We start from the raw sequence: 20,430 nt of genomic DNA, 5'->3' as shown, positions 1-20,430 counted from the left end.
TTAATGTTCGAAAAATTATTATCGAGTGTGACAAGTGTAGAATAAGTGTTATAAAAATGCGTGAATTGTGAACCGTAAAGCCAAGATTAACGTAGCAGAAGCAGGTCGTTGTCACTCTGTTATTCAATAAAGCAGAATTCACCCGTCTGCGTTCAGGCATAAAAAAAGGCGCGAAAACGCGCCTTTTGAAGATAACTCGGTTTAGACGTAATTAAATGTCTTCTTCCTCATCATGAAGCTGTGCCCATGCCTGAGCACATTTTACCGCACGCTTCCAACCACGGTAACGACGGTTCCGCTTTTCTTCATCCTGATGAGGCTCAAAGCTACGATTGAGTTTCGCTTTGTCTTTTAACTCATCCAGGCTACCCCAGAAACCAACAGCCATCCCCGCAAGATAACCTGCGCCCAGCGCCGTGACTTCCGTCACTTCGGGACGGTGAACTTCCGTATTAAGCACATCGGCTTGGAATTGCATCAAGAAGTCATTGGCAACGGCACCACCATCCACGCGTAACGCCGCGAGCTTGATACCTGAATCGGCTTGCATTGCATCCAATACGTCACGAGTTTGGTAAGCAATCCCTTCCAATGTTGCTCGAATAATATGGTTTGAATTCACACCGCGCGTTAAGCCTACAATAGTACCGCGGGCATATGCATCCCAGTAGGGGGCGCCTAATCCCGTGAAAGCCGGGACCACATAAACACCATTTGACGTATCGACTTTAGTGGCAAAATACTCAGAATCGTGCGCGTCTTCGAGCACTTTAAGCTCATCACGTAACCACTGGATAGAGGCTCCGCCCATAAAGACCGCGCCCTCAAGCGCATAAGAAGGTTCACCCTGTGGACCACAACCAATCGTCGTCAGCAGGCCATGAGAAGACGTAACTTTCTCTTGCCCGGTATTCATCAGCAAGAAGCACCCTGTGCCGTAGGTATTTTTCGCTTGTCCGGCTTCTACACACATTTGACCAAATAGCGCAGCCTGTTGGTCACCCGCGATCCCAGCAATTGGAATACGTGTCCCGCCTTTACCGCCGATATTCGTTTGCCCATATACCTCAGAAGAGCGACGCACTTCAGGTAACATTGAAGCGGGGATACCGAGCTCATCGAGCATTTTTTGATCCCAGCACATATCATTGATATTAAACAACATAGTTCGTGACGCATTGGTATAATCCGTCACATGCACACGCCCTTGGGTCATTTTCCAGACCAGCCAGGTATCCACGGTACCAAACAATAGCTTACCCGCTTCTGCGTCCTCTCGCGCGCCTTCGACGTTGTCCAAAATCCACTTCACTTTTGTACCTGAGAAATACGGATCAAGTACAAGCCCAGTGTTATCGCGAACATATGAAGTTAAACCACGCTCGCGCAAGTCATCACAAATGTCGGCGGTACGACGGCATTGCCACACAATCGCGTTGTACACAGGTTTTCCGGTTTCTTTATTCCAGACTACCGTGGTTTCACGCTGGTTTGTAATACCAATACCCGCAATCTCATCACTGCGGATACCCGTTTTGCCCAACACCTCCACTAAGGTGGAGCTTTGTGTCGCGTAAATTTCCATTGGATCATGCTCGACCCAACCGGCTTGAGGATAAATCTGGGTAAATTCGCGCTGAGACACACCCACAATATTGGCGTCATGATCCATGACGACGGCGCGTGAGCTGGTAGTACCTTGGTCTAGAGCCACGATATATTTGTGCGCAGACATAATCGGGTTTCCTTCTATCTCTTATATTTTAGTCGTTGTGGCGCACTAACGCGCCCATGCTACTTATGCGTTTACTTTTTGCGTCTCGGTTTCAGCCAGCTCCAGCTCCTCATCATCACACTGGTTAGGAATGGTGCAACCATGGCCCTCTTGAGGCAGGTATGGGGCAATCACTTTTGGATACAGCCAACCACCGAAACAGGCCCCTAAAATTGGTGCGACAATGGGCACAATAAAGTACGGAATATCGCGTGCGCCTGTCAGGGCATAATCCCATCCGGCAAAGAAGGCAAATAGTTTAGGACCGAAATCACGCGCAGGGTTCATTGCAAAACCGGTCAATGGACCTAACGAGCCACCGATAACCGCAATCAAAATACCGATGAGTAATGGATTCATTGGGCCACGTGCAGCGCCATTATTTTCATCGCCTAGCGCTAAGATGCCAAACATCAACACCGCTGTGATCACAAATTCAACCGCCATAGCCCCCATGAAAGACAGAGCTTGATGCGGATACGTTGAGAAGATACCTGCGGTTGCTAAGGCCTCGGGGCTACTCCGAACAACATTATTGGCTAACTCCCACTCGACGAAAAGATTGCTATATAGACTGTAAACAAGTGCGGCGGACGCAAACGCACCAAGCATTTGCGAAATAATGTAGGGAACAACTTTACTTTTATCAAAGCCATGGAAGGCAGCGAGCGCGATAGTAACAGCAGGGTTGATGTGCGCGCCTGAAACACCTGCTGTACAGTAAATGGCAATTGCCACACCCAGCCCCCAGACGATACTGATTTCCCACTGACCAAAGTCCGCGCCGGTCAGTACCAGCGCTGCCACACAACCTACGCCAAAGAAGATAAGCAAGCCCGTGCCGATAAACTCGGACACGCACTCGCCTAATAGAGTCGACGATGCTTTTTTCATAATGATTATCCTTGTCACTGTTAGTCGAGGTTACACGTTCAAAACCACACTACCATTTTGCATAATCACAGCATCTCGAAAACAAACTCACAACAAAAATGAGCGTTCGAGCATAATTTTATGACTTAATACTGACATTTTTGTTAACTACATCATTATTTGAGCATGTTCGCGCACAAAATGCGCAAACACAGTGGGATGGCTAGAAAGCTAGGGATGGCAAGGCTTGGCGCCCCTCATATCCATGCAGTGATCGTTGAGGAGCGCGCTTTGTTGTTATCTTTTTGTTATCGAGAGGTTGGCATTGAGACCCCAAGTGTATCAAGATCGATCCCTTTCTCCTTTGCTAACGATTCGAGCACAGGAAGTAAGGGGCCAAGCTTTTCGCTCAACGTATCACGCACGGTATCCACCATCACTTGGGTTTGTCGCTCGATTTCTATATTAACGGAATCACCGACAGTCTTTCGCTCGAACGTTGTCATTCGCCGCGTCTCTGGGATCAACCAAACGTCAAACCACCCTTCATCCTTGTTTACGTCGGCAATGGTCAAGCTTGCACCATTAATAGCGATATAACCTTTGGCAAAGATGTAGCGCATCCATGACGTTGCTAAGGAAAATCGCAATCGACAATTTTCCTCTTGAAACAGCACGTCATGCACTAAAGCACAGCAATCCACATGCCCCGATAACGGATGTCCGCCGATTTCTGCGCCATCTTTCGCTGCTCGCTCCGCATTCACGCTATCGCCAGTATTAAACGAACGTAACGTCGTTATCGCTAAGCTTTGTAGCATCACATCAAAACGCACAAGATTCGCTTCTAATCGCTCAGTGACCGTCAAACATACGCCATCAATGGCGACACTGGCACCAATTTCTAATCCATCACAAAAGCCATCTGGGAAGCGAATATCGAACGTTCGGATACCTTGGTGATCGCGACAAACGTCAATATTTGCCACCGCTTGAATAATTCCGGTAAACATGGGGGATATCCTCTTAAGAATTTCCCAGTATCATACTGCTTGGCAACAAAAATAACCAACGCGCACAAGTGATAATCAATCTCATTAGCATTGATAGTTGTGATTAGCCGGCGTATAGTGCGCATTTTTATACGTCAGTAAAGTATTATGAGTATGCCGTATCCTTCTTTATGCTTTGCCATTTTGGCAGCCTTCGCTATTGGCATTCATACCGCCAGTGCTAATACGAATCGCTCTCCCGACAGCATTGAAACCATTAAGGTGCAAGGTGAGCAACTAAACCATCCTATTACCCTTATTTCACCGGGAAAATCGACTCTAGAGCTGGACGATATTCAACGCGAACAGGCTCATAACATCGGAGAGTTGGTCATGAAAATGCCCGGCGTCTCACTTGATGCCGGTGCGCGCCCAGGCAGTGAACGTATCAATGTGTGGGGGTTTTCTCACCCCTCAGCACTATCTGTCCGTATAGATGGTGCTCCAGTCGGATTTCAACAGTATCGATATGGCAGTTTTTTCCTCGATCCTCAGTTGCTAAGATCTGTCCGCGTGGTAAAAGGCGACCATAACGTTCGTGCCAGTGTGGGCGCCTTTGGCGGCAGTTTTATTATGGAAACAAAAGAAGCTGCAGACTTTCTTGATGCGGATGAGTCAATCGGTGCGACGGCTCAGGCTGGCTTTAATAGCGTGAACCAACAATGGAAACGCAGTATTACTGCCTTTGGCAAATCCGACTCTGGCTGGTCGGTATTGCTCCATGGGTCAAAACGTGATGCAGATGATATTGAGCTAGGAAACGGAGAGACATTTGATTTCTCGGGCTACGCCCAACATAGCTTGCTCGGTAAAATTCATTATCAATCTGGTGCGCATGATTTTATGTTAAGCCACACACGGTATGACGACCAGGGAAGAAAACCGTGGGCAAATCGACGCGGCGCCATGCCTTCGATTAGTGATTACAAAATAGATAAGTATGGTAGCTACGAAGCGGCATTATTTGCCACATCGGTGGATAATCATTATCGCGAGTATACCAGTACCCTGAATTACCACTATCAACCGTTTAATAACTTTATAGACACTAGTGTCGTGATCGCACATTCACAAAACCATCGTTATTGGGAAAGACCCGACAGCACCTATCAATCTTATATTTCTTCGGGTCAATACGGTCATCAGGTATGGTTATCATATGAGCGTTGGTTTGCAGAATTGACGAATACTAGCCACTTCGGTGATCACGAAATTATGATCGGCGCTCAATACCAAGACCAAAACCGAGACTCTCGCGTTTACAATCATACTTATCGAAAAAAACCAGCGAAAAACTACGGGTACTATACACCAAACTTTGAACCATCTGGTGAACAGCGAACTCAAAGTGCGTTTGTCCAAGATAGATACTTCATTACTCCAGATCTCGAACTAACCGCCTCGCTGCGCTATAACCATATTCGATCAGAGGGCGTTCCGAATTTAGCACCTGATTATAACGACCCATCTGTGGGTCATGACTATAGTGCTGTTACTCACCAGGGTTGGGAGCCGCGTATTGCATTGGTCTACGATGTCAGTCCATCTACGCAAATCAAAGCCGCCTATGCTTATGGCTTGAAAGCACCAACAATTGACGAATTGTATACGGTGCAGTATGCAAGAGCCTCTAAACGGGCCTCGACAAGTCGGGATCTTTCCGTGACTCGAGTCAATGCGTATCTATTAGGTATGACTAATGAGCATCAACGTGTGTTGACTGAAAGCGATCACCTTGCTACTGAGGTCACGCTGTTCTGGAATGACATCATTCATGACGTTGCTCAGCGTCGTGGCATAAATGCGACAAAACAAAAAGAAGGCTACTATACCAACCTAGAAGGGCTATATACCTACGGCCTCGACGCACAGTTACAATATCGTCTCTACGATTGGTTCACCGATGCGTCTGTTTCTATTGTTAGGGGGAAACATAAAGGATCATTGCGCGATAGCACGTGCGCAGACGAATACTGGTACGAAACCCCACCACTAAGTGCAATGTTCGGTATCGGACGCCAACTGACAGATACCATTCAAATCGCATGGCAAGGGCAGTATTGGGACGAGCAAGATCGTGTTCCTAACGAGCCTTCTTTGCACACTGCAAACGTGGAAAGTGACGCCTACTTTTTCCAAAACTTGTATGGTGAATGGAAGCCCAGTGATGATTTTGTACTACGTGCCACTATCATCAATCTTACCGATCAATATTACTCACCCTACCTTTCTGCCGGCGTGCCAGCAGCTGGCCGAGATATACGCATTAATGCCACTATTAGGTTCTAGGCAAGCGAGGGAGACACAACATTATCAAAGCCGAACACAAGTTCGGCTTTGCAATTTCGTACCATAACCGACACGATTATCCTGATAAATTTAATGGTTTATTTCTGATCAAAATCACGTTATTGATAGAGACCATTCACCTCCCCCGATTAAACCGGAGGCTATTTAATGACGACCATTGCCGTATTTAGCGCGAAATCTTATGACAAGGCCGCCTTCACTCATGTCAACGACGCATTTGCGTACACGTTTGAGTTTCATGATTTCCAACTCACTGACAAAACAGCCAAAATGGCGCAAGGTGCCGAGGTGGTTTGTGCGTTTGTAAACGATGATTTGTCTCGCCCCGTACTTGAAATTCTCGCAAAGACAGGGACTTCTCTCGTAGCCTTGCGTTGCGCTGGCTACGACCGTGTCGATCTCGACGCAGCTAAATCACTGGGGATCACGGTTGTGCGCGTGCCCGCGTATTCGCCTGAATCGGTCGCCGAGCACACGGTTGGCATGATGATGTGTCTTAATCGTCGTTTCCATAAAGCGTATCAACGTACCCGCGACGCGAACTTTGAGCTTGAGGGTTTAGTCGGCTTCAACTTTCATGGCAAAACAGCGGGGATTATTGGTACAGGAAAAATTGGTATTGCGACCATGCGCATTCTCAACGGCCTAGGGATGCGTCTACTCTGCCACGATCCCTATCAAAACCCACAGGCCCTTGAACTGGGGGCGGAATATGTTTCAAAAGAAACGCTTTATGCGCAAAGTGATGTGATTTCTTTGCATTGCCCCATGTCTAAAGAGAACTACCATTTGCTCAGTGCCAACGCATTCAATCAAATGAAAGACGGTGTGATGGTGATAAACACCAGTCGGGGCGAGCTACTCGACTCGGTTGCCGCGATTGAGGCGCTCAAACAAGGACGGATTGGGTCTTTGGGGCTCGATGTTTACGATAATGAGCATGAATTGTTTTTCCAAGACAAGTCGAATGATGTGATTGTCGATGATGTATTCCGTCGCCTTTCAGCGTGCCACAATGTGCTGATCACCGGCCATCAAGCGTTCTTGACCAAAGAGGCACTGCACAATATCGCCGAGACGACGTTAACCAATATTCAAACCGTTCTGAGCGGACAAAGCTGCCAAAATCAAATTGCCGAAGTGGAAGATCGTAGTGATTAATCGAGACTGGACCATTGATTAATCTTGACCTCTAACTAAGAAAGCAGGCCTGAATCATCAGGCCTGCTTTATAATGGGGCGATACGCTTTGATACGTTACATGGCTTCCATGAAAATCTTGGCGATTTCGTCGTGTGTTGCTTGTTTCGGGTTAGTGAAACCACACGCATCTTTCAACGCATTTTCAGTCAGCACATCAATATCTTCTTGCTTGGCACCTAATTCGTTCAAGCCCGCAGGAATACCTACGTCCGTTGAAAGCGACTGAATGGCTTGGATGGCGGCTTTCGCGCCCTCATCAGCCGTCATATTCTCCGTATCCACGCCCATTGCAGTGGCGACATCACGCAAACGCTCAGAACAAACCTGTGCGTTATAGCGCTGAACATGGGGGAGCAATACCGCGTTACACACACCATGAGGGAGGTCATAAAACCCGCCGAGCTGATGTGCCATGGCATGCACATAGCCGAGCGACGCATTATTGAATGCCATACCGGCCATAAACTGCGCATAAGCCATTTGTTCACGTGCCTCAATATTCTGTCCGTCAGTCACGGCGGTACGAAGGTGATCTTGAATCAAGGTCATTGCTTTGAGCGCGACGGCATCCGTGATCGGTGTCGCGGCGGTTGACACATACGCTTCAACGGCGTGAGTTAACGCGTCCATTCCGGTCGCCGCGGTTAGTGAAGCTGGCTTCGCGAGCATAAGCTCAGGATCATTCACAGAGATAATTGGCGTGGTGTGCTTATCGACAATCGCCATCTTAATATGACGTTTTTCTTCAGTAATAATACAAAAACGCGTCATCTCAGATGCCGTGCCGGCCGTTGTATTGATCGCAATCAGTGGCAGTTGAGGTTTTGCCGATTGATCGACACCTTCATAATCACTGATATGGCCGCCGTTCGTGGCAACTAAAGCGATACCCTTCGCACAATCATGCGGCGATCCGCCACCCAAAGAGATCACGCAGTCACATTGATTCGCTTGCAAAAGCTCAAGGCCTTGCGCCACATTGCCGGTCGTTGGGTTAGGCTGAGTACCGTCATACACCACACTGTCAACCTGGCGACTATCCAGTAACGCCGCGATTTGTTTGACGACACCAATTTCGTTCAGCACCTTATCGGTGACAATGAGGGCTTTTTTAAATCCATGCGATTGAATAGCGTCTGCGGCTTCTGAGAGGCATCCGGCACCCATAAGGTTAACCGCTGGGATAAAGAAAGTGCTCGACATGATCCTTGACTCCTTTTGTAGGGATAACAGAGGTTTTAGCAGAAAGTGCTTTCCCCTTTTGATGCCATTTTGTAACACGCTATTAGTTCGTCACATTTTGATCCAGCGCAATTTGTTAGGCAAGACAAGTAAAATAAAAGACAAAACTGAGAATTGTGTCTGCGACGAAGTCCATTGTGTTTAAAACATCAGCAGAAAATCATTTTTTTGACACTTTCTTGAAGAATAATGTCTAACATGCCATAGAGTAGAGTCATCGCTAACTTGTGATAGAGAGAACACAATGGGAACAAAATATAAACTGACTGCGGTTGCGGTTTTGACTGCCTCACTGGCATTAACAGGCTGTGAATCCATGTCGAATGCCCAAAAAGGTGCGGCCATTGGCGCGATCACCGGTGCGATTGCGGGTAAGTCCACCTCCAACCACAAAGATAAACGCGCATTCATCGGGGCGGCCATTGGCGCGATCGGTGGTGCCGCGGTGGGCAACTATATGGATAAGCAAGAGCAGGCTTTCCGTGAAGAATTGGCAGGTTCCGGCATTCAAGTAGTGCGAGAAGGGGATAACATTCGTTTGATCATGCCATCGAATATTACCTTTGGATTGGATCAAGATGCTATCGCCGCCGACTTCTATCCCACCCTCAATGCGGTTTCCAACGTCATGCGCAAATACGACAAAACCTTTTTAAGCATTGAGGGCCATACCGACAACACAGGGGCAGCCTCATACAACCAAGGCTTGTCTGAGCGACGTGCGATGAGCGTTAAACGCTATCTTGCAAGCCAGTCTATCGACAATGCGCGCCTTTATACCTCTGGATTTGGCGAAACACGTCCACTCGTTGCCAATAACAGTGCATCCAATCGCGCATTGAATCGTCGGGTTGAGATTCAAGTGGTGCCAAACACCCAATAGCGGCGGTGATTAGTCAAGAGTGACACAACACAGTGCGCTTATTGGCAGTAAGCGCACCATAAAGAGGTATTGACCACCAACACTAGAGGTTATCGAGGTGAGCAAGCAAATAGTCTGCACGCTCAAGCATGGCCTCGCGCTGGGCAGCGTCCATTTTATCCCAGTTTCTGTAAGGCATGGCCATTCTTGGATTTCGACTAAAGCGATCGCGATGACGCTGCATAAAATGCCAATAAAGTGCATTCAGTGGACACGCGTTATCCCCCACTTTCTCTTTCACTGAGTAATGACAATCGCCGCAATAATCACTCATGCGATTAATATAAGCGCCACTAGCCGCATAGGGTTTCGTGCCAACCAACCCGTTATCAGCAAATTGCGTCATCCCCCTAGTGTTAGGCATCTCAACCCATTCTATCGCATCAATATAAATTGATAAGTACCAGTCATCAACGGCATCTGGGTTAATACCTGCTAGCAAGCAAAAGTTCCCCGTTACCATGAGTCGTTGAATATGGTGTGCGTAGGCCGTTTGCAATGACTGGGTCACCGCTTGAGACAAACAGCGCATTTTGGTTTGCCCATCCCAGAAATAACGCGGGAGTGGTCGATTTGCCTCGAGGACATTTTTCTCTGCATAAGCAGGCATATTTGCCCAATATACGCCACGTATGTACTCCCGCCAGCCTAAAATTTGACGCACAAAGCCTTCGATCTGCGCCAGGTTGATGGCATCACTATGTCGGAAATACTCAATCGCGACGGTAATAACCTGCATGGGATGAAGTAACTTTGCATTCAGTGCAAACGACAAACGACTGTGATAGAGGCTCCATTGGTGATCGCTACGACCCGTCATGGCATCTTGAAACTGACCAAACAGAGGCAAGCAATGACGGCAAAAGTGATCCAACAAGGCTTTCGCCTGTGATCGTGTCACAGGCCAGAGTAGGTCTGGTGCAGGTTCACCGATCGTCGCAACGTTATGCCGTTCGATACGAGCTAAAATATCGCGAACATCGTTACTGAATACTAAGGGAGACGGAATGGCAGCTAAATCGCTTTTTTTGAGCTTGTTACGATTATCTTGATCGTAATTCCAGCGTCCTCCTTCTGGCGCATCACCGTCCATCAGGACACCAAACTGGCGACGCATATCCCGATAAAAATACTCCATTTTACGATGTTTATTCGCCGTAAACTGAGTCGCTATATGCTCGTAAGGCAATAAAAAGTGCTCTGTATCAACACATTGGATTGCCACTTTATCGGGGAGATTGAGCGCGATGAGTTGCTGCGAAAGCCGATACTCGTCCGGCCGCTGATACGCAAAGGTGTTTACCTGATAATGTTCACACAAAGCACTTATTAGCGCGGGTAAATCTTGATAGCGTTGAGTGTCATCTAAAGTGAGGTAACAGACATGGTGACCCGCCTGCTCAAGTGCATGGGAAAAGGCCGCCATCGCCGCGAAGAATGCGCTTACCTTTTGGACATGATGCCTGACATAGGTGGCTTCTTGGTTAAGCTCCGCAACCAAATAAAGCACAGAGTCATCGGTCTGTTTAAACCATGAATGGCTCGCATTGAGCTGATCGCCCAGCACCAAGCGCAAAGTTCTATAGTGCGTGCTCTTCACTGGCACCTCGTTGTCATAATAAGTGTTGCAAGATAAATGTTGCAAAATCATACGCAGCAAACCACATTTTCGATGATTGCCTAGCTCAACCAGCTTGAATATCTGCCAAAACGCTCTACATTGGACCAAACACTAGCCATTATGCCCTACTCTTATGCGCGCACTTCTTGTCAGATTTTGCCTGTTGATCACTCCAATGATAGTTGTCTATCCGACATTGGCAATGAATGAGCCCGCTAGCCAGTTTGTACAAGACCTTCGCTTCCACGGCTACATAGATAATTACGGTAACGTAAAACTGCGGTTTGCGCCGATTACAGCACTCCCTGCAGGGTTCAAAACAAAAGGGTACCTGGATATTGAAGCCAGTGATATTGTACGGCTACCTCGCGGATTAGAGGTGGGCGGGTATTTTAACGCGGCCAATACCGCTTTGAAGCAGCTACCGAGGATGAAAGTCGGTGGCTATATTAACCTGACCAATACACAAATAACGCGTCTGCCCCCTAACCTCGTGGTGCGAGGCGATTTAAGCCTGGTCAATACGCCATTGACAGCGCTCCCTCAGCGTCTATTTGTTGAAGGCAATTTATACCTCACGAACTCACCGATAAACGCTATTCCTGACGATATCTATATCGGCGGCAATCTGTATATTCGCGGTACAAATATTCAAGAAATCAGTCCGGATCTTCGTATCGAAGGACAAGTCCTTCCCGCTCTTACCCAATGATCTGCCAACCATTATTGATCGAATCAGCATTAGAGTCGTACGTTATCCCGAGCCTAGTTTTTAAATTACAGTCTAAAACGGTCCGATATGATTACTTTACATCATTTAGAGCAATCGCGGTCTCAGCGTATTGTTTGGTTATTGGAGTCTTTGGCGGTTCCATATCAGTTGGTTCGCCACCAGCGTGACCCAAAAACCAAACTCGCACCGCGTGAGTTGAAACAAATACACAGCTTGGGGAAAGCGCCCGTGATCGAAGACGGGGACATTGTGATTGCGGAATCTGGCGCAATCATTGAATATTTGTTAGATACATACGGGGATGGCAGCTTAATACCTGAAACAAAAACAGAGAAGAGCCTCTATCGATACTGGATGCATTATGCCGAAGGCTCTCTGATGCCACCATTGGTGATGTCTCTGATATTCAGTAAAATTCCAGAATCTCCCATGCCATTTTTTATTCGGCCCCTAGCCCGGAAGCTGATGGATGGTGTGAAGCAGCAGTTCCTGACGCCGCAGTTACACGACCATTTCGCTATGATAGATAATCATTTAGCGCATCATAAATGGCTCTGTGGGGACCAAATCACAGCGGCCGATATTCAAATGAGTTTTCCATTATTGGCAGCGCGCCCACAGCTTCATACCGAACATCACGCCAACATTTTTCGCTATCTGGAGCAAGTTGAGCAGCAACCCGGCTACCAGAATGCGTTATGCGTGGTCGGCCCCCTAAAAACACTGTAACAAAGACAGTGTTAAGGCTTGTATTATGCAGGCAGAGTCGACTCTGCTTGCATGATCCAACGCTGATAGCCTGGCAAATCAGCTAACTGCTGATACCAGCGAGAGATATTAGGTGGCAAGGTTAAAGACGCCTCATTATGCAAGCTATGGATCAAACTTCCTATCGCAATATCAGCCAATGTTATGCGATCTGATGCGAGATATTTTTGCTCCGCCAGTACCTCATCGATTCGTTCCAGATGATAACGACACTGCTCTAGCGCCTTTTCTCGTGATGACATAGCTTGTGAAGACATAGCTTGTGAAGACATAGCATGTGGGTGGTCAGAGGCTGAAGAGAATAACGCCCTTTTAATAACGGGTTGGAATGAGGAGAGACACCAGTCCATCCAGCGTTCATAACATGATCGTTGAAACGCACAATCCGGATACCACATTTTGTTACCATAACAAGCAACGAGGTAGCGCAATATGGTATGTGACTCCCACACGCTATTCGGGCCGTCTTCTAAAACGGGGGTTTGTTGCATCGGACAACGCTCAGCGATGGCTTGTGCGTCACGATGGCTATGACGAATATCGACTTCTTCTAGCGCAATACTTAAATCCAGCTCCTCAATCAACCACATCACTTTCTGAACATTTATTGACAGCGGATGTCCGTACACTTTCATTTTACTCTCCTTGTAACAGTCAGAAGCAGTTCCTTGCCTTGATTTTATTTGATTTAAGATGAATGTTTGAGGCTCGCATAATCCAACGAGCTTAGCAAGTCATCGTGTTTCTATGCTAAAAGCATGACAACTTAGCCATACAAACACCAGGAAGACCAACGATCATGCTGCTTTAATCGCTTAAACCCCTGTTTAATGCTGCTCGCGAGGTGTCACCTTTTATTGCTGTCACCAACGCGCATCATATTTCTTTCATCTAGGTTTTATTTCATCAGCAATTAGGGTTAATCTATTGATTGTTAAGATTTATTAACAAAACACTCAACCAAGGAAGGCTTATGAAAATCAAGATACTCGCCAGTGCCATGGCGTTAACATTATGCAGTTCAGCGTTTGCCGCCCAAGTGCCAGAGAATGTCACCCTCGCTAATGAACAGACCCTCATTTGGGGCGTCGCCGGTGAAGTACCAACACTAGACCCGACCAAATCCAGCGATACCGCCAGCAATAAAATTATCTCCGATTTATTTGAAGGGTTAATGATTCGTAATCCAGAAGGCGAGGTTGTGCCCGGCCTGGCGAAAGACTGGGAAATCAGTGACGATGGACTTAAATATACGTTTCATCTACGTGATGCGAAATGGTCAGACGGTGAGCCTATAACGGCCGACGACGTTATCTTTACCTTACGACGCGTCGTCGATCCTGTTACAGGTGCGCCTTACGCTTGGTATTTAGGGACCGCCAATATTCAGAACGCAAAAGCGATCACTGACGGCGAAAAGCCAGCAGAGCAACTCGGGGTTAAAGCCATTGACGATCACACGGTTGAGTTTACCCTGGAACGTCGTACGCCTTACTTCCCCAATATGCTGACTCACTCATCAACGTATCCAGTACCACAGCATGCGCTTGAAGCGTTTGGTGACAGCTGGACTCGCCCCAACAATATGGTGAACTCGGGTGCCTACAATCTCACTAACTGGGTCATTAATGAGCGCATTGATCTTGAGCGAAATCCGCTTTATTGGAACGACAAAGAAACAGTGATTAATAAGACTTCGTATGTTGCATCAAGTAATGTCAATGCTGAATATAACCGTTATCGTACCGGCGAGATCGATATCACCTCGAGCTTCCCTTTGGAAGCGTATGATCAAATCAAAAAAGAACGCCCTAATGAATTGATCACCATGCCGTCTTTGGCAACCTATTATTACTTATTTAATACCGAAAAGGCCCCTTTTGACGATGTCAGAGTGCGCAAAGCCTTATCTTATGCCATTGATAGAAACATCATCACCGATATTATTCTCGGCCAAGGCCAAATTCCTGCGTATGGCGCTACCCCACCAGCGATTAACCACTTTGAGGCACCCAAGCTTGAATGGGCGGAAATGAGTCAGGATGCGCGCTATCAAAAAGCCAAATCCTTATTGGCGGAAGCCGGGTTTACGCAAGACAATCCACTGGAGTTTGAACTGGTTTACAACACCATGGAGTCACACAAAAAACTGGCGTTAGCCGTGACGTCTATGTGGAAGCGTCACCTTCCTGTCAATGTCAACTTGGCCAATCAAGAGTGGAAAACCTTTTTGCAAAAGCTTCTGCAAAAAGACTTTGATGTTGCACGTTATGCGTGGGTTGGCGATTACAATGAAGCTTCTACATTCCTGAGTTACTTCAGTAGTGATGGCATGAATGAAACCAGTTGGGGGAATAAAGATTATGATCACGCGCTGGATCAGGCTTTGACGGTCGTCGACCCGGAAAAACGCAACGATTACTATCAAGAAGCCGAGCGTATTTTTGCTCGCGACATGCCAGCCATTCCGCTGTACTTCTACACACGTAGTGTGATTAAAAGCCCTAAAGTAGGCGGTTATAACGTTGAGAACCCGAATAAATTGCGGTACACCCGTAATCTATACATAACGCAAAATTAATGGCAGAAAGTGCAAACGCCACGCTACCTAGCGTGGCGTTTGACAATACGTGACAAAAGCCAAAAAAAAAACGCCAGTCTTTCGACTAGCGCTTTCTCTAAATTTGGCTCCCCCAACTGGACTCGAACCAGTGACATACGGATTAACAGTCCGCCGTTCTACCAACTGAACTATGGGGGAATTGTCTTTTTCGACAACGAGCGAGATGATAGGCAATCCATTATCTCGGTGCAACCCTTTTTTCAATAAATCCCCACATACTCGGCTCGAATGGCTAAAAAGGCAACAAATCAGACGATTAAACTATCTTCTTTGCACTCACGTAGGTAAAAGTACAAATATACAACCCAGTAGCCCAGTAGCTGATTTCGAGGACCCAGAGACATTGGATAAAGACGCATCGCTCCCACTCTTTATTGCCGGCCCCATGCTACGGCGTACGACACAGCATGAAGTGACGTTATGGTCAGTGCTAACACAAAAGCCCGAAGATAGCACCGTGTCAGTTTATCAGCACAACCAGATATTAGCATCCATGCCATTGTCAGCCGGACATTGGTTTCGTCTTGGCGAGCGTGCGTGGGTCGTGCTTCATCATCTCCGGTCGGCTCATGGGTTTCCCGTCGATCTCCCGTTGTCATACGATATACAGATCAACCACAGGGGAATGGCGGACATCCAACCGGATATCTTGTATGACAACGAGCAAGCGCCCTCTTTTTGTATTCCCTCAAAAGCCACCCACATCGCACATGGCTCATGCCGACATCCCCACCATCGCTGCGATGATGCCCTCGTCACTCTCGACCAACATTTGGCCACGACCCCCATACCACACTGGCCCAATATGTTGATTATGAGTGGGGATCAAATCTACGCAGATGACGTCGCCACGCCGATGCTGCAGCGTATTCGCCGGTTAATTGCCGTATTAGGTCTTAAAAATGAGTATTTCGAGGCCGCGCCCATTGTCGACTGCCGTGCCTTGGATACACATCCTGACAGCTATGTTCAACGTGGCAAGCTCCTCCCTAGCCAGCGCGCGGAAAAGGGCGGCCGTTTAGAGAGACTGTTTGGTCAACCACAGCCTATTTTTACCTCCAAAACCGTCTCCAATCACTTGATAAGCTTTGCAGAACACGTCGCCATGTATTTGCTGGTTTGGGCTCCCGTTTCTTGGACGCTAACAGACGGACCTCATCTTCATCCCCCCAGTCAACTTACCGACAGTCAACGCGAACGCTATCAACAAGAAACACTCGCACTCAATGCCTTTCGTTCCGGTTTAACCGGTGTGCAGCGACTATTCGCACATCTATCAACCTATATGATCTTTGATGACCATGACATCACGGATGATTGGAATATCACCGTCGGTTGGGAGCAGGCCGCGTATCTCAATCCCTTTTCTCGTCGCATTATCGGCAATGGTCTGATGGCTTACTGGTTGTGCCAAGGTTGGGGCAATGCGCCCGATAACTTTGGCCAAGACTTTCTCACTACCGCTCGCCAAAGCGCCTATCAGCCCATTAGTGTTTGCGACCTGGACACACAAACAGAGACGCACCAGGCTATGGTGGAGCAATGTCTGCGCTTTGAGCACTGGCATTACACGGTACCAACCACGCCACATCTTGTTGTGTTAGATACACGCACTCGTCGCTGGCGATCCGAGTCACAAATGAATAAACCGTCGGGCCTGATGGACTGGGAAGCACTGATGGATTTTCAACATGATCTGTTAAGGCATGATAGCGCGGTGATCGTCTCTGCCGCTCCCATGTTTGGCGTTAAATTTATCGAGGTATTACAGCGAATTGCGACCTGGCTAGGCGCGCCGACTGTCGTCGATGCCGAAAACTGGATGGCCCACCCAGGGAGTGCCAATACGCTACTCAGTATTTTTCGTCATCAACGTACGCCCACCAATTACGTGATTTTATCTGGGGATGTGCATTACTCGTTTGCTTATGATATTCGAATCCGATTTCGCACCCATAGTCCGCGTTTGTGGCAAATAACTGCCAGTGGTTTCAAAAACCGCTTCCCCGAGCCACTTCTGAGCTTTTGCGAGTGGTGCGATCGCGTTTTATTCAGCCCACTGTCTCCACTGAATTGGCTCACTAAACGCAAGCGTATGCGCATTGATCGGCGCGACCCTGATACGCCAGGCCCGAAGCGTCTCGTCAATGCCAGCGCCGTAGGATTGGTCACCTTGAATGAAGATGGCTCTCCACGCACCATTAGCCTTCTGAAGACCGATGGTCAACGCGTCTCTTTTCCCGAAAAGACAAAGACCTAGACAGCTCGCCTACTACATCACCGTGATTATCATCGATGAAATTTGGATAATCGCGGTAAGCAGGCCTAACCTTATAAAAGGCAGGCCGATAACAGGAGGCTGTATGCAAGGAGAAAACCACGCACTCGTTTTTGATTTCCCGGAGCATCGCGATCGTATCCACCACCTTAAGCAATATGACCCCGCGTTTCAGCTCGATGCGCAACGCTATCATCAACTCGATCACCATATTCGTGGTTTAGAGATGAACCAAATCCCCACCAGCGACGACATCTTTACTGCCATGAAACGACAGCGCGCGCACCTCAAAGACCGCTTGTACGAAAAACTACGCACACATTAATGGGAGGTGAGCAATGCGTTTGTCGCATTCACTGTGCTTGGTCGTTCTGTTTCTTGGGACAATAGGGGCTGCAGAGGCAAAAACCATCAACACGGAGGCGGTGAGCCTTCGTGTCGAAACACTGAAATCCGGCTTTTCTCATCCATGGGGGATCACTGAGCTTCCGGATGGCGATCTACTGATTACCGAGCGTGACGGCAAGCTTAAACGGCTGACACCCAATGGGCTGGTCGTCTCCATTTTAGGCACCCCAAAAAACGTGTTTCAAGAGGGGCAAGGGGGCCTATTAGATATCGCCTTGGCACCTGATTTTGCGACCAACCAGCGTTTATATCTTTCCTATGCCGCCGTCGACGAGCGAGGACAAGCCGGTACTGAGGTTATAATGGCCACACTGTCTAAAGATGTACTCATTGACAGTCGTGTTATTTTTAAAGCCTCTCCCAAACGCAGTGGCGGGCGCCATTTTGGCAGTCGTTTATTGGCTACTTCTGAGCACCTATATATCACGCTCGGCGATCGTGGCCACCGCGATCGCGCGCAATTTGCCGACGATCATCTGGGCACGCTCGTGCGTCTTAATCTTGATGGTACAGTGCCGAAGAGTAATCCCTTCCTACAGGCGGATGACAAACGTGCGGAGGTGTTTAGCTTCGGGCACCGAAATATCCAAGGCATCGCCCTCGATAACACAGGCACACGTATTTGGGCACATGAGCACGGTCCCCAAGGTGGCGATGAACTCAACGTTATCCTCGCCGGTGAAAACTATGGCTGGCCGACCATAACACATGGCGTTAACTATGGGCTAGGCACACAAATCGGAGAAGGCACATCCAAACCTGGCATGCGCCAACCTGTGTATTACTGGGATCCCTCTATCGCACCATCAGGCATGATGATGGTGAACAGCCAGCAGTTTCCCATGTGGAAGGAGGATTTACTGCTCGGGTCGTTAAAGTTTGGCTTACTGGTCAGGTTAGAGCTGGAGAACGGCCAAGTCACACATGAAGAACGAATGTTCGACGGTCAGTTTGGCCGCATTCGCGATGTGATCCAAGCACGTGACGGCAGTTTACTCATCCTAACTGATAGAAGAAATGGCAGTGTATTGCGGGTCACACCATTGTCTCAGTCGTAGATGGGCGCTAGGAAAGACTGGACGTCAGCTCGCCATCATTGTGAGGCATCGACAGACGATATTGCCCACCATCGTAGTCTAAATTGGTGACCAACCACGCGCTTCGTGACTTAGAACGTTCATCAAATTGAAACCCACAATGATAGCGACCGCCCATCAAACGGCAGTTCATTATAACACCACTGATACCCATATCTTGACTTGCAGTGGTGTCGGTCAAACTCAACTTTAGTCGGTGTCTGAATATGAACACGCACCAAGATTCCCCCCCCAACTTCAGTACCGCTTGAGTGACAGCTAACAGCGATGACTTCTTGTTTTTTTCTATCGCATTGAGTTGCTCTTTTCTTGACATAATGACGATCGTTAGCTTCCGTTAATATGAATTTCAGTATTTTCATCAAGATCGGTTGCCCTGAGTATAGATCGCGCTCTTACCTCATGTTACTTTTTCGACACTTAAAGCACTTACCAAGCAAGGACACGCCATGATAACGACACCAAATCGGCTGCTGGTTAGCATCCTATTCGTTTGCGCCACCACAGCGCAAGCCAATGAAAACAAGGCTTGCGGCGATGTTTCCATTGCTGATATGAATTGGAATTCAGCCACTTTAATGGCACATGTCGATCAGTTTATCTTGGAACATGGTTACGGATGTAATGCGTCTTTGGTTCCAGGCGATACCATGCCTACTGGTGTCTCAATGACAGAAAAAGGCGAACCTGATATTGCGCCAGAGTTTTGGACCAACTCTCATAAAGCAATGTTAGATAAAGGCGTCAATGAGGGGCGGCTCCGCTATGCCGGTGACGCGTTCTCACAAGGCGGCAACGAAGGCTTTTGGGTCCCCAAATACATGGTTGATAAACACCCTGAGCTAGCAACGATTGAGGGCATTAAAGCCCAGCGAGATCTTTTCCCGCATCCTGAAGATCCCGATAAAGCAGCATTCATGGGTTGCCCCGCGGGATGGACGTGTCAAATCTCCGCTGAACATATTTTTAACGCCCTTGAGCTCGACAAAGCCGGCTTTGAAATTGTCGATCCAGGCTCCGCCGCTGGATTGGCCGGCACCATCGCACGTGCTAACGAGCGACAAAACCCTTGGTTTGGCTATTATTGGGCGCCGACGCCTGTGATGGGAAAATATGAAATGGTTGAGGTCGACTTAGGCGCTGATGTCGATCTGGAACACTACAAACAATGCATCACCCAGGCAGATTGCCAATCACCTAAGGTCACTGCATTTCCGGTCTCTCCCGTACACTCTTTGACCACTGCATCCTTTGCCGAGCAAGCGCCAGCAGCATTTAACTATATCAATCGCCGTGAATACGATAACCAAGTGATGAGTGACATGCTGGCTTGGATGGATACCTACCAAGCGGACGGTGAAATAGCCGCTGACGAATTTCTACGCCGCTATCGCACTGAATGGCATCAGTGGGTCGACGAAAAAACGGCACAGCGCATTGAAGACGCCTTGCAGTAGAAAGGGAAGCACACTTGCTGACCAGGTAAATCATCCTTGCCAAGGCAGACCCCCCCCTTGGCAAGGATA

Annotated in this window: 17 protein-coding genes and 1 tRNA gene; 10 read left to right on the top strand and 8 right to left on the bottom strand. The window is 48.0% G+C overall.

Translation table 11 applies throughout. From position 1 onward, the window contains the following. Positions 1-211: 211 nt before the first annotated feature. The 3 genes from glpK to BZG76_RS08265 all read right to left on the bottom strand — a co-directional run bounded on the left by glpK (position 212) and on the right by BZG76_RS08265 (position 3,660). Positions 212-1,735: a glycerol kinase GlpK gene (gene glpK / locus BZG76_RS08275; protein ID WP_077460889.1), complete on the bottom strand. Its 1,524-nt coding sequence runs from the start codon at positions 1,733-1,735 to the stop codon at positions 212-214. 63 nt (positions 1,736-1,798) lie between these two features. After that, entirely contained in the window at positions 1,799-2,668 is an 870-nt protein-coding gene (locus tag BZG76_RS08270) for an MIP/aquaporin family protein (RefSeq protein WP_077460888.1), read from the bottom strand. A 287-nt stretch (positions 2,669-2,955) separates the two neighbouring features. Then, positions 2,956-3,660, bottom strand: a complete 705-nt coding sequence (locus BZG76_RS08265; RefSeq protein ID WP_025744340.1) for a riboflavin synthase — start codon at positions 3,658-3,660, stop codon at positions 2,956-2,958. A gap of 153 nt (positions 3,661-3,813) precedes the next feature. On the opposite strand from BZG76_RS08265, the gene BZG76_RS08260 reads away from it, so the two are divergent. Both BZG76_RS08260 and BZG76_RS08255 read left to right on the top strand, forming a co-directional pair. Beyond that, the gene (locus tag BZG76_RS08260) at positions 3,814-5,988 is read left to right on the top strand and encodes a TonB-dependent receptor domain-containing protein (RefSeq protein ID WP_198532314.1); all 2,175 of its coding nucleotides are present in this window, start codon (positions 3,814-3,816) and stop codon (positions 5,986-5,988) included. A gap of 168 nt (positions 5,989-6,156) precedes the next feature. Then, the gene (locus tag BZG76_RS08255; RefSeq protein ID WP_077460886.1) at positions 6,157-7,170 is read left to right on the top strand and encodes a 2-hydroxyacid dehydrogenase; all 1,014 of its coding nucleotides are present in this window, start codon (positions 6,157-6,159) and stop codon (positions 7,168-7,170) included. 96 nt (positions 7,171-7,266) lie between these two features. On the opposite strand, the gene yiaY is transcribed toward BZG76_RS08255, so the two are convergent. Continuing rightward, positions 7,267-8,415 carry an L-threonine dehydrogenase gene (gene yiaY / locus BZG76_RS08250; RefSeq protein WP_077460885.1) on the bottom strand — a complete coding sequence of 383 codons (1,149 nt, stop codon included), beginning with the start codon at positions 8,413-8,415 and terminating at the stop codon, positions 7,267-7,269. Between the two features lie 283 nt (positions 8,416-8,698). On the opposite strand from yiaY, the gene BZG76_RS08245 reads away from it, so the two are divergent. Then, entirely contained in the window at positions 8,699-9,337 is a 639-nt protein-coding gene (locus BZG76_RS08245) for an OmpA family protein (RefSeq protein WP_025744343.1), read from the top strand. An 82-nt stretch (positions 9,338-9,419) separates the two neighbouring features. Here the strand turns inward: BZG76_RS08245 and BZG76_RS08240 are convergent, their stop codons facing one another. Next, positions 9,420-10,976 (bottom strand): cryptochrome/photolyase family protein, encoded by a 1,557-nt coding sequence (locus BZG76_RS08240; protein WP_241824065.1) that lies wholly within the window; start codon positions 10,974-10,976, stop codon positions 9,420-9,422. A 196-nt stretch (positions 10,977-11,172) separates the two neighbouring features. Here BZG76_RS08240 and BZG76_RS08235 point away from each other — a divergent pair, with 196 nt between their 5' ends. Together BZG76_RS08235 and BZG76_RS08230 are read left to right on the top strand one after the other, a co-directional pair. After that, entirely contained in the window at positions 11,173-11,709 is a 537-nt protein-coding gene (locus BZG76_RS08235; protein ID WP_077460883.1) for a hypothetical protein, read from the top strand. Between the two features lie 87 nt (positions 11,710-11,796). Further along, positions 11,797-12,459, top strand: coding sequence for a glutathione S-transferase (locus tag BZG76_RS08230; RefSeq protein WP_077460882.1), 663 nt, complete (start codon positions 11,797-11,799; stop codon positions 12,457-12,459). A gap of 23 nt (positions 12,460-12,482) precedes the next feature. Here the strand turns inward: BZG76_RS08230 and BZG76_RS08225 are convergent, their stop codons facing one another. Continuing rightward, entirely contained in the window at positions 12,483-13,133 is a 651-nt protein-coding gene (locus BZG76_RS08225) for a glutathione S-transferase family protein (RefSeq protein WP_077460881.1), read from the bottom strand. A gap of 338 nt (positions 13,134-13,471) precedes the next feature. Here BZG76_RS08225 and BZG76_RS08220 point away from each other — a divergent pair, with 338 nt between their 5' ends. After that, positions 13,472-15,079, top strand: coding sequence for a peptide ABC transporter substrate-binding protein (locus BZG76_RS08220; RefSeq protein ID WP_077460880.1), 1,608 nt, complete (start codon positions 13,472-13,474; stop codon positions 15,077-15,079). Between the two features lie 104 nt (positions 15,080-15,183). Here BZG76_RS08220 and BZG76_RS08215 read toward each other — a convergent pair. After that, positions 15,184-15,259, bottom strand: a tRNA-Asn gene (locus BZG76_RS08215). 205 nt (positions 15,260-15,464) lie between these two features. On the opposite strand from BZG76_RS08215, the gene BZG76_RS08210 reads away from it, so the two are divergent. The 3 genes from BZG76_RS08210 to BZG76_RS08200 all read left to right on the top strand — a co-directional run bounded on the left by BZG76_RS08210 (position 15,465) and on the right by BZG76_RS08200 (position 18,865). Next, complete coding sequence (locus tag BZG76_RS08210) at positions 15,465-17,381, top strand: alkaline phosphatase family protein (RefSeq protein WP_338013085.1); 1,917 nt, start codon at positions 15,465-15,467, stop codon at positions 17,379-17,381. A 103-nt stretch (positions 17,382-17,484) separates the two neighbouring features. After that, on the top strand, positions 17,485-17,724 hold the full coding sequence (locus BZG76_RS08205) for a YdcH family protein (RefSeq protein WP_025744348.1): 240 nt from the start codon (positions 17,485-17,487) through the stop codon (positions 17,722-17,724). Positions 17,725-17,737: 13 nt separating this feature from the next. After that, entirely contained in the window at positions 17,738-18,865 is a 1,128-nt protein-coding gene (locus BZG76_RS08200) for a PQQ-dependent sugar dehydrogenase (RefSeq protein WP_077460879.1), read from the top strand. A gap of 7 nt (positions 18,866-18,872) precedes the next feature. On the opposite strand, the gene BZG76_RS08195 is transcribed toward BZG76_RS08200, so the two are convergent. Then, on the bottom strand, positions 18,873-19,220 hold the full coding sequence (locus BZG76_RS08195) for a hypothetical protein (protein WP_077460878.1): 348 nt from the start codon (positions 19,218-19,220) through the stop codon (positions 18,873-18,875). A 133-nt stretch (positions 19,221-19,353) separates the two neighbouring features. Here BZG76_RS08195 and BZG76_RS08190 point away from each other — a divergent pair, with 133 nt between their 5' ends. Next, positions 19,354-20,361: a glycine betaine ABC transporter substrate-binding protein gene (locus BZG76_RS08190; RefSeq protein WP_077460877.1), complete on the top strand. Its 1,008-nt coding sequence runs from the start codon at positions 19,354-19,356 to the stop codon at positions 20,359-20,361. Positions 20,362-20,430 lie beyond the last annotated feature (69 nt).

The sequence above is a fragment of the Salinivibrio sp. AR647 genome, assembly GCF_001995415.1.
Lineage (GTDB): Bacteria > Pseudomonadota > Gammaproteobacteria > Enterobacterales > Vibrionaceae > Salinivibrio > Salinivibrio costicola.
The sequence above is the reverse complement of the archived record's forward strand: the minus strand, read 5'-3'. Positions and strand labels throughout refer to the sequence as shown.

Excerpts from the sequence above, each read along its gene's own strand:
- glpK (WP_077460889.1), bottom strand. The coding sequence starts at position 1,735 with ATGTCTGCGCACAAATATATCGTGGCTCTAGACCAAGGTACTACCAGC.
- BZG76_RS08270 (WP_077460888.1), bottom strand. The coding sequence starts at position 2,668 with ATGAAAAAAGCATCGTCGACTCTATTAGGCGAGTGCGTGTCCGAGTTT.
- BZG76_RS08265 (WP_025744340.1), bottom strand. The coding sequence starts at position 3,660 with ATGTTTACCGGAATTATTCAAGCGGTGGCAAATATTGACGTTTGTCGC.
- BZG76_RS08260 (WP_198532314.1), top strand. The coding sequence starts at position 3,814 with ATGCCGTATCCTTCTTTATGCTTTGCCATTTTGGCAGCCTTCGCTATT.
- BZG76_RS08255 (WP_077460886.1), top strand. The coding sequence starts at position 6,157 with ATGACGACCATTGCCGTATTTAGCGCGAAATCTTATGACAAGGCCGCC.
- yiaY (WP_077460885.1), bottom strand. The coding sequence starts at position 8,415 with ATGTCGAGCACTTTCTTTATCCCAGCGGTTAACCTTATGGGTGCCGGA.
- BZG76_RS08245 (WP_025744343.1), top strand. The coding sequence starts at position 8,699 with ATGGGAACAAAATATAAACTGACTGCGGTTGCGGTTTTGACTGCCTCA.
- BZG76_RS08235 (WP_077460883.1), top strand. The coding sequence starts at position 11,173 with ATGATAGTTGTCTATCCGACATTGGCAATGAATGAGCCCGCTAGCCAG.
- BZG76_RS08230 (WP_077460882.1), top strand. The coding sequence starts at position 11,797 with ATGATTACTTTACATCATTTAGAGCAATCGCGGTCTCAGCGTATTGTT.
- BZG76_RS08225 (WP_077460881.1), bottom strand. The coding sequence starts at position 13,133 with ATGAAAGTGTACGGACATCCGCTGTCAATAAATGTTCAGAAAGTGATG.
- BZG76_RS08220 (WP_077460880.1), top strand. The coding sequence starts at position 13,472 with ATGAAAATCAAGATACTCGCCAGTGCCATGGCGTTAACATTATGCAGT.
- BZG76_RS08205 (WP_025744348.1), top strand. The coding sequence starts at position 17,485 with ATGCAAGGAGAAAACCACGCACTCGTTTTTGATTTCCCGGAGCATCGC.
- BZG76_RS08200 (WP_077460879.1), top strand. The coding sequence starts at position 17,738 with ATGCGTTTGTCGCATTCACTGTGCTTGGTCGTTCTGTTTCTTGGGACA.
- BZG76_RS08195 (WP_077460878.1), bottom strand. The coding sequence starts at position 19,220 with ATGTCAAGAAAAGAGCAACTCAATGCGATAGAAAAAAACAAGAAGTCA.
- BZG76_RS08190 (WP_077460877.1), top strand. The coding sequence starts at position 19,354 with ATGATAACGACACCAAATCGGCTGCTGGTTAGCATCCTATTCGTTTGC.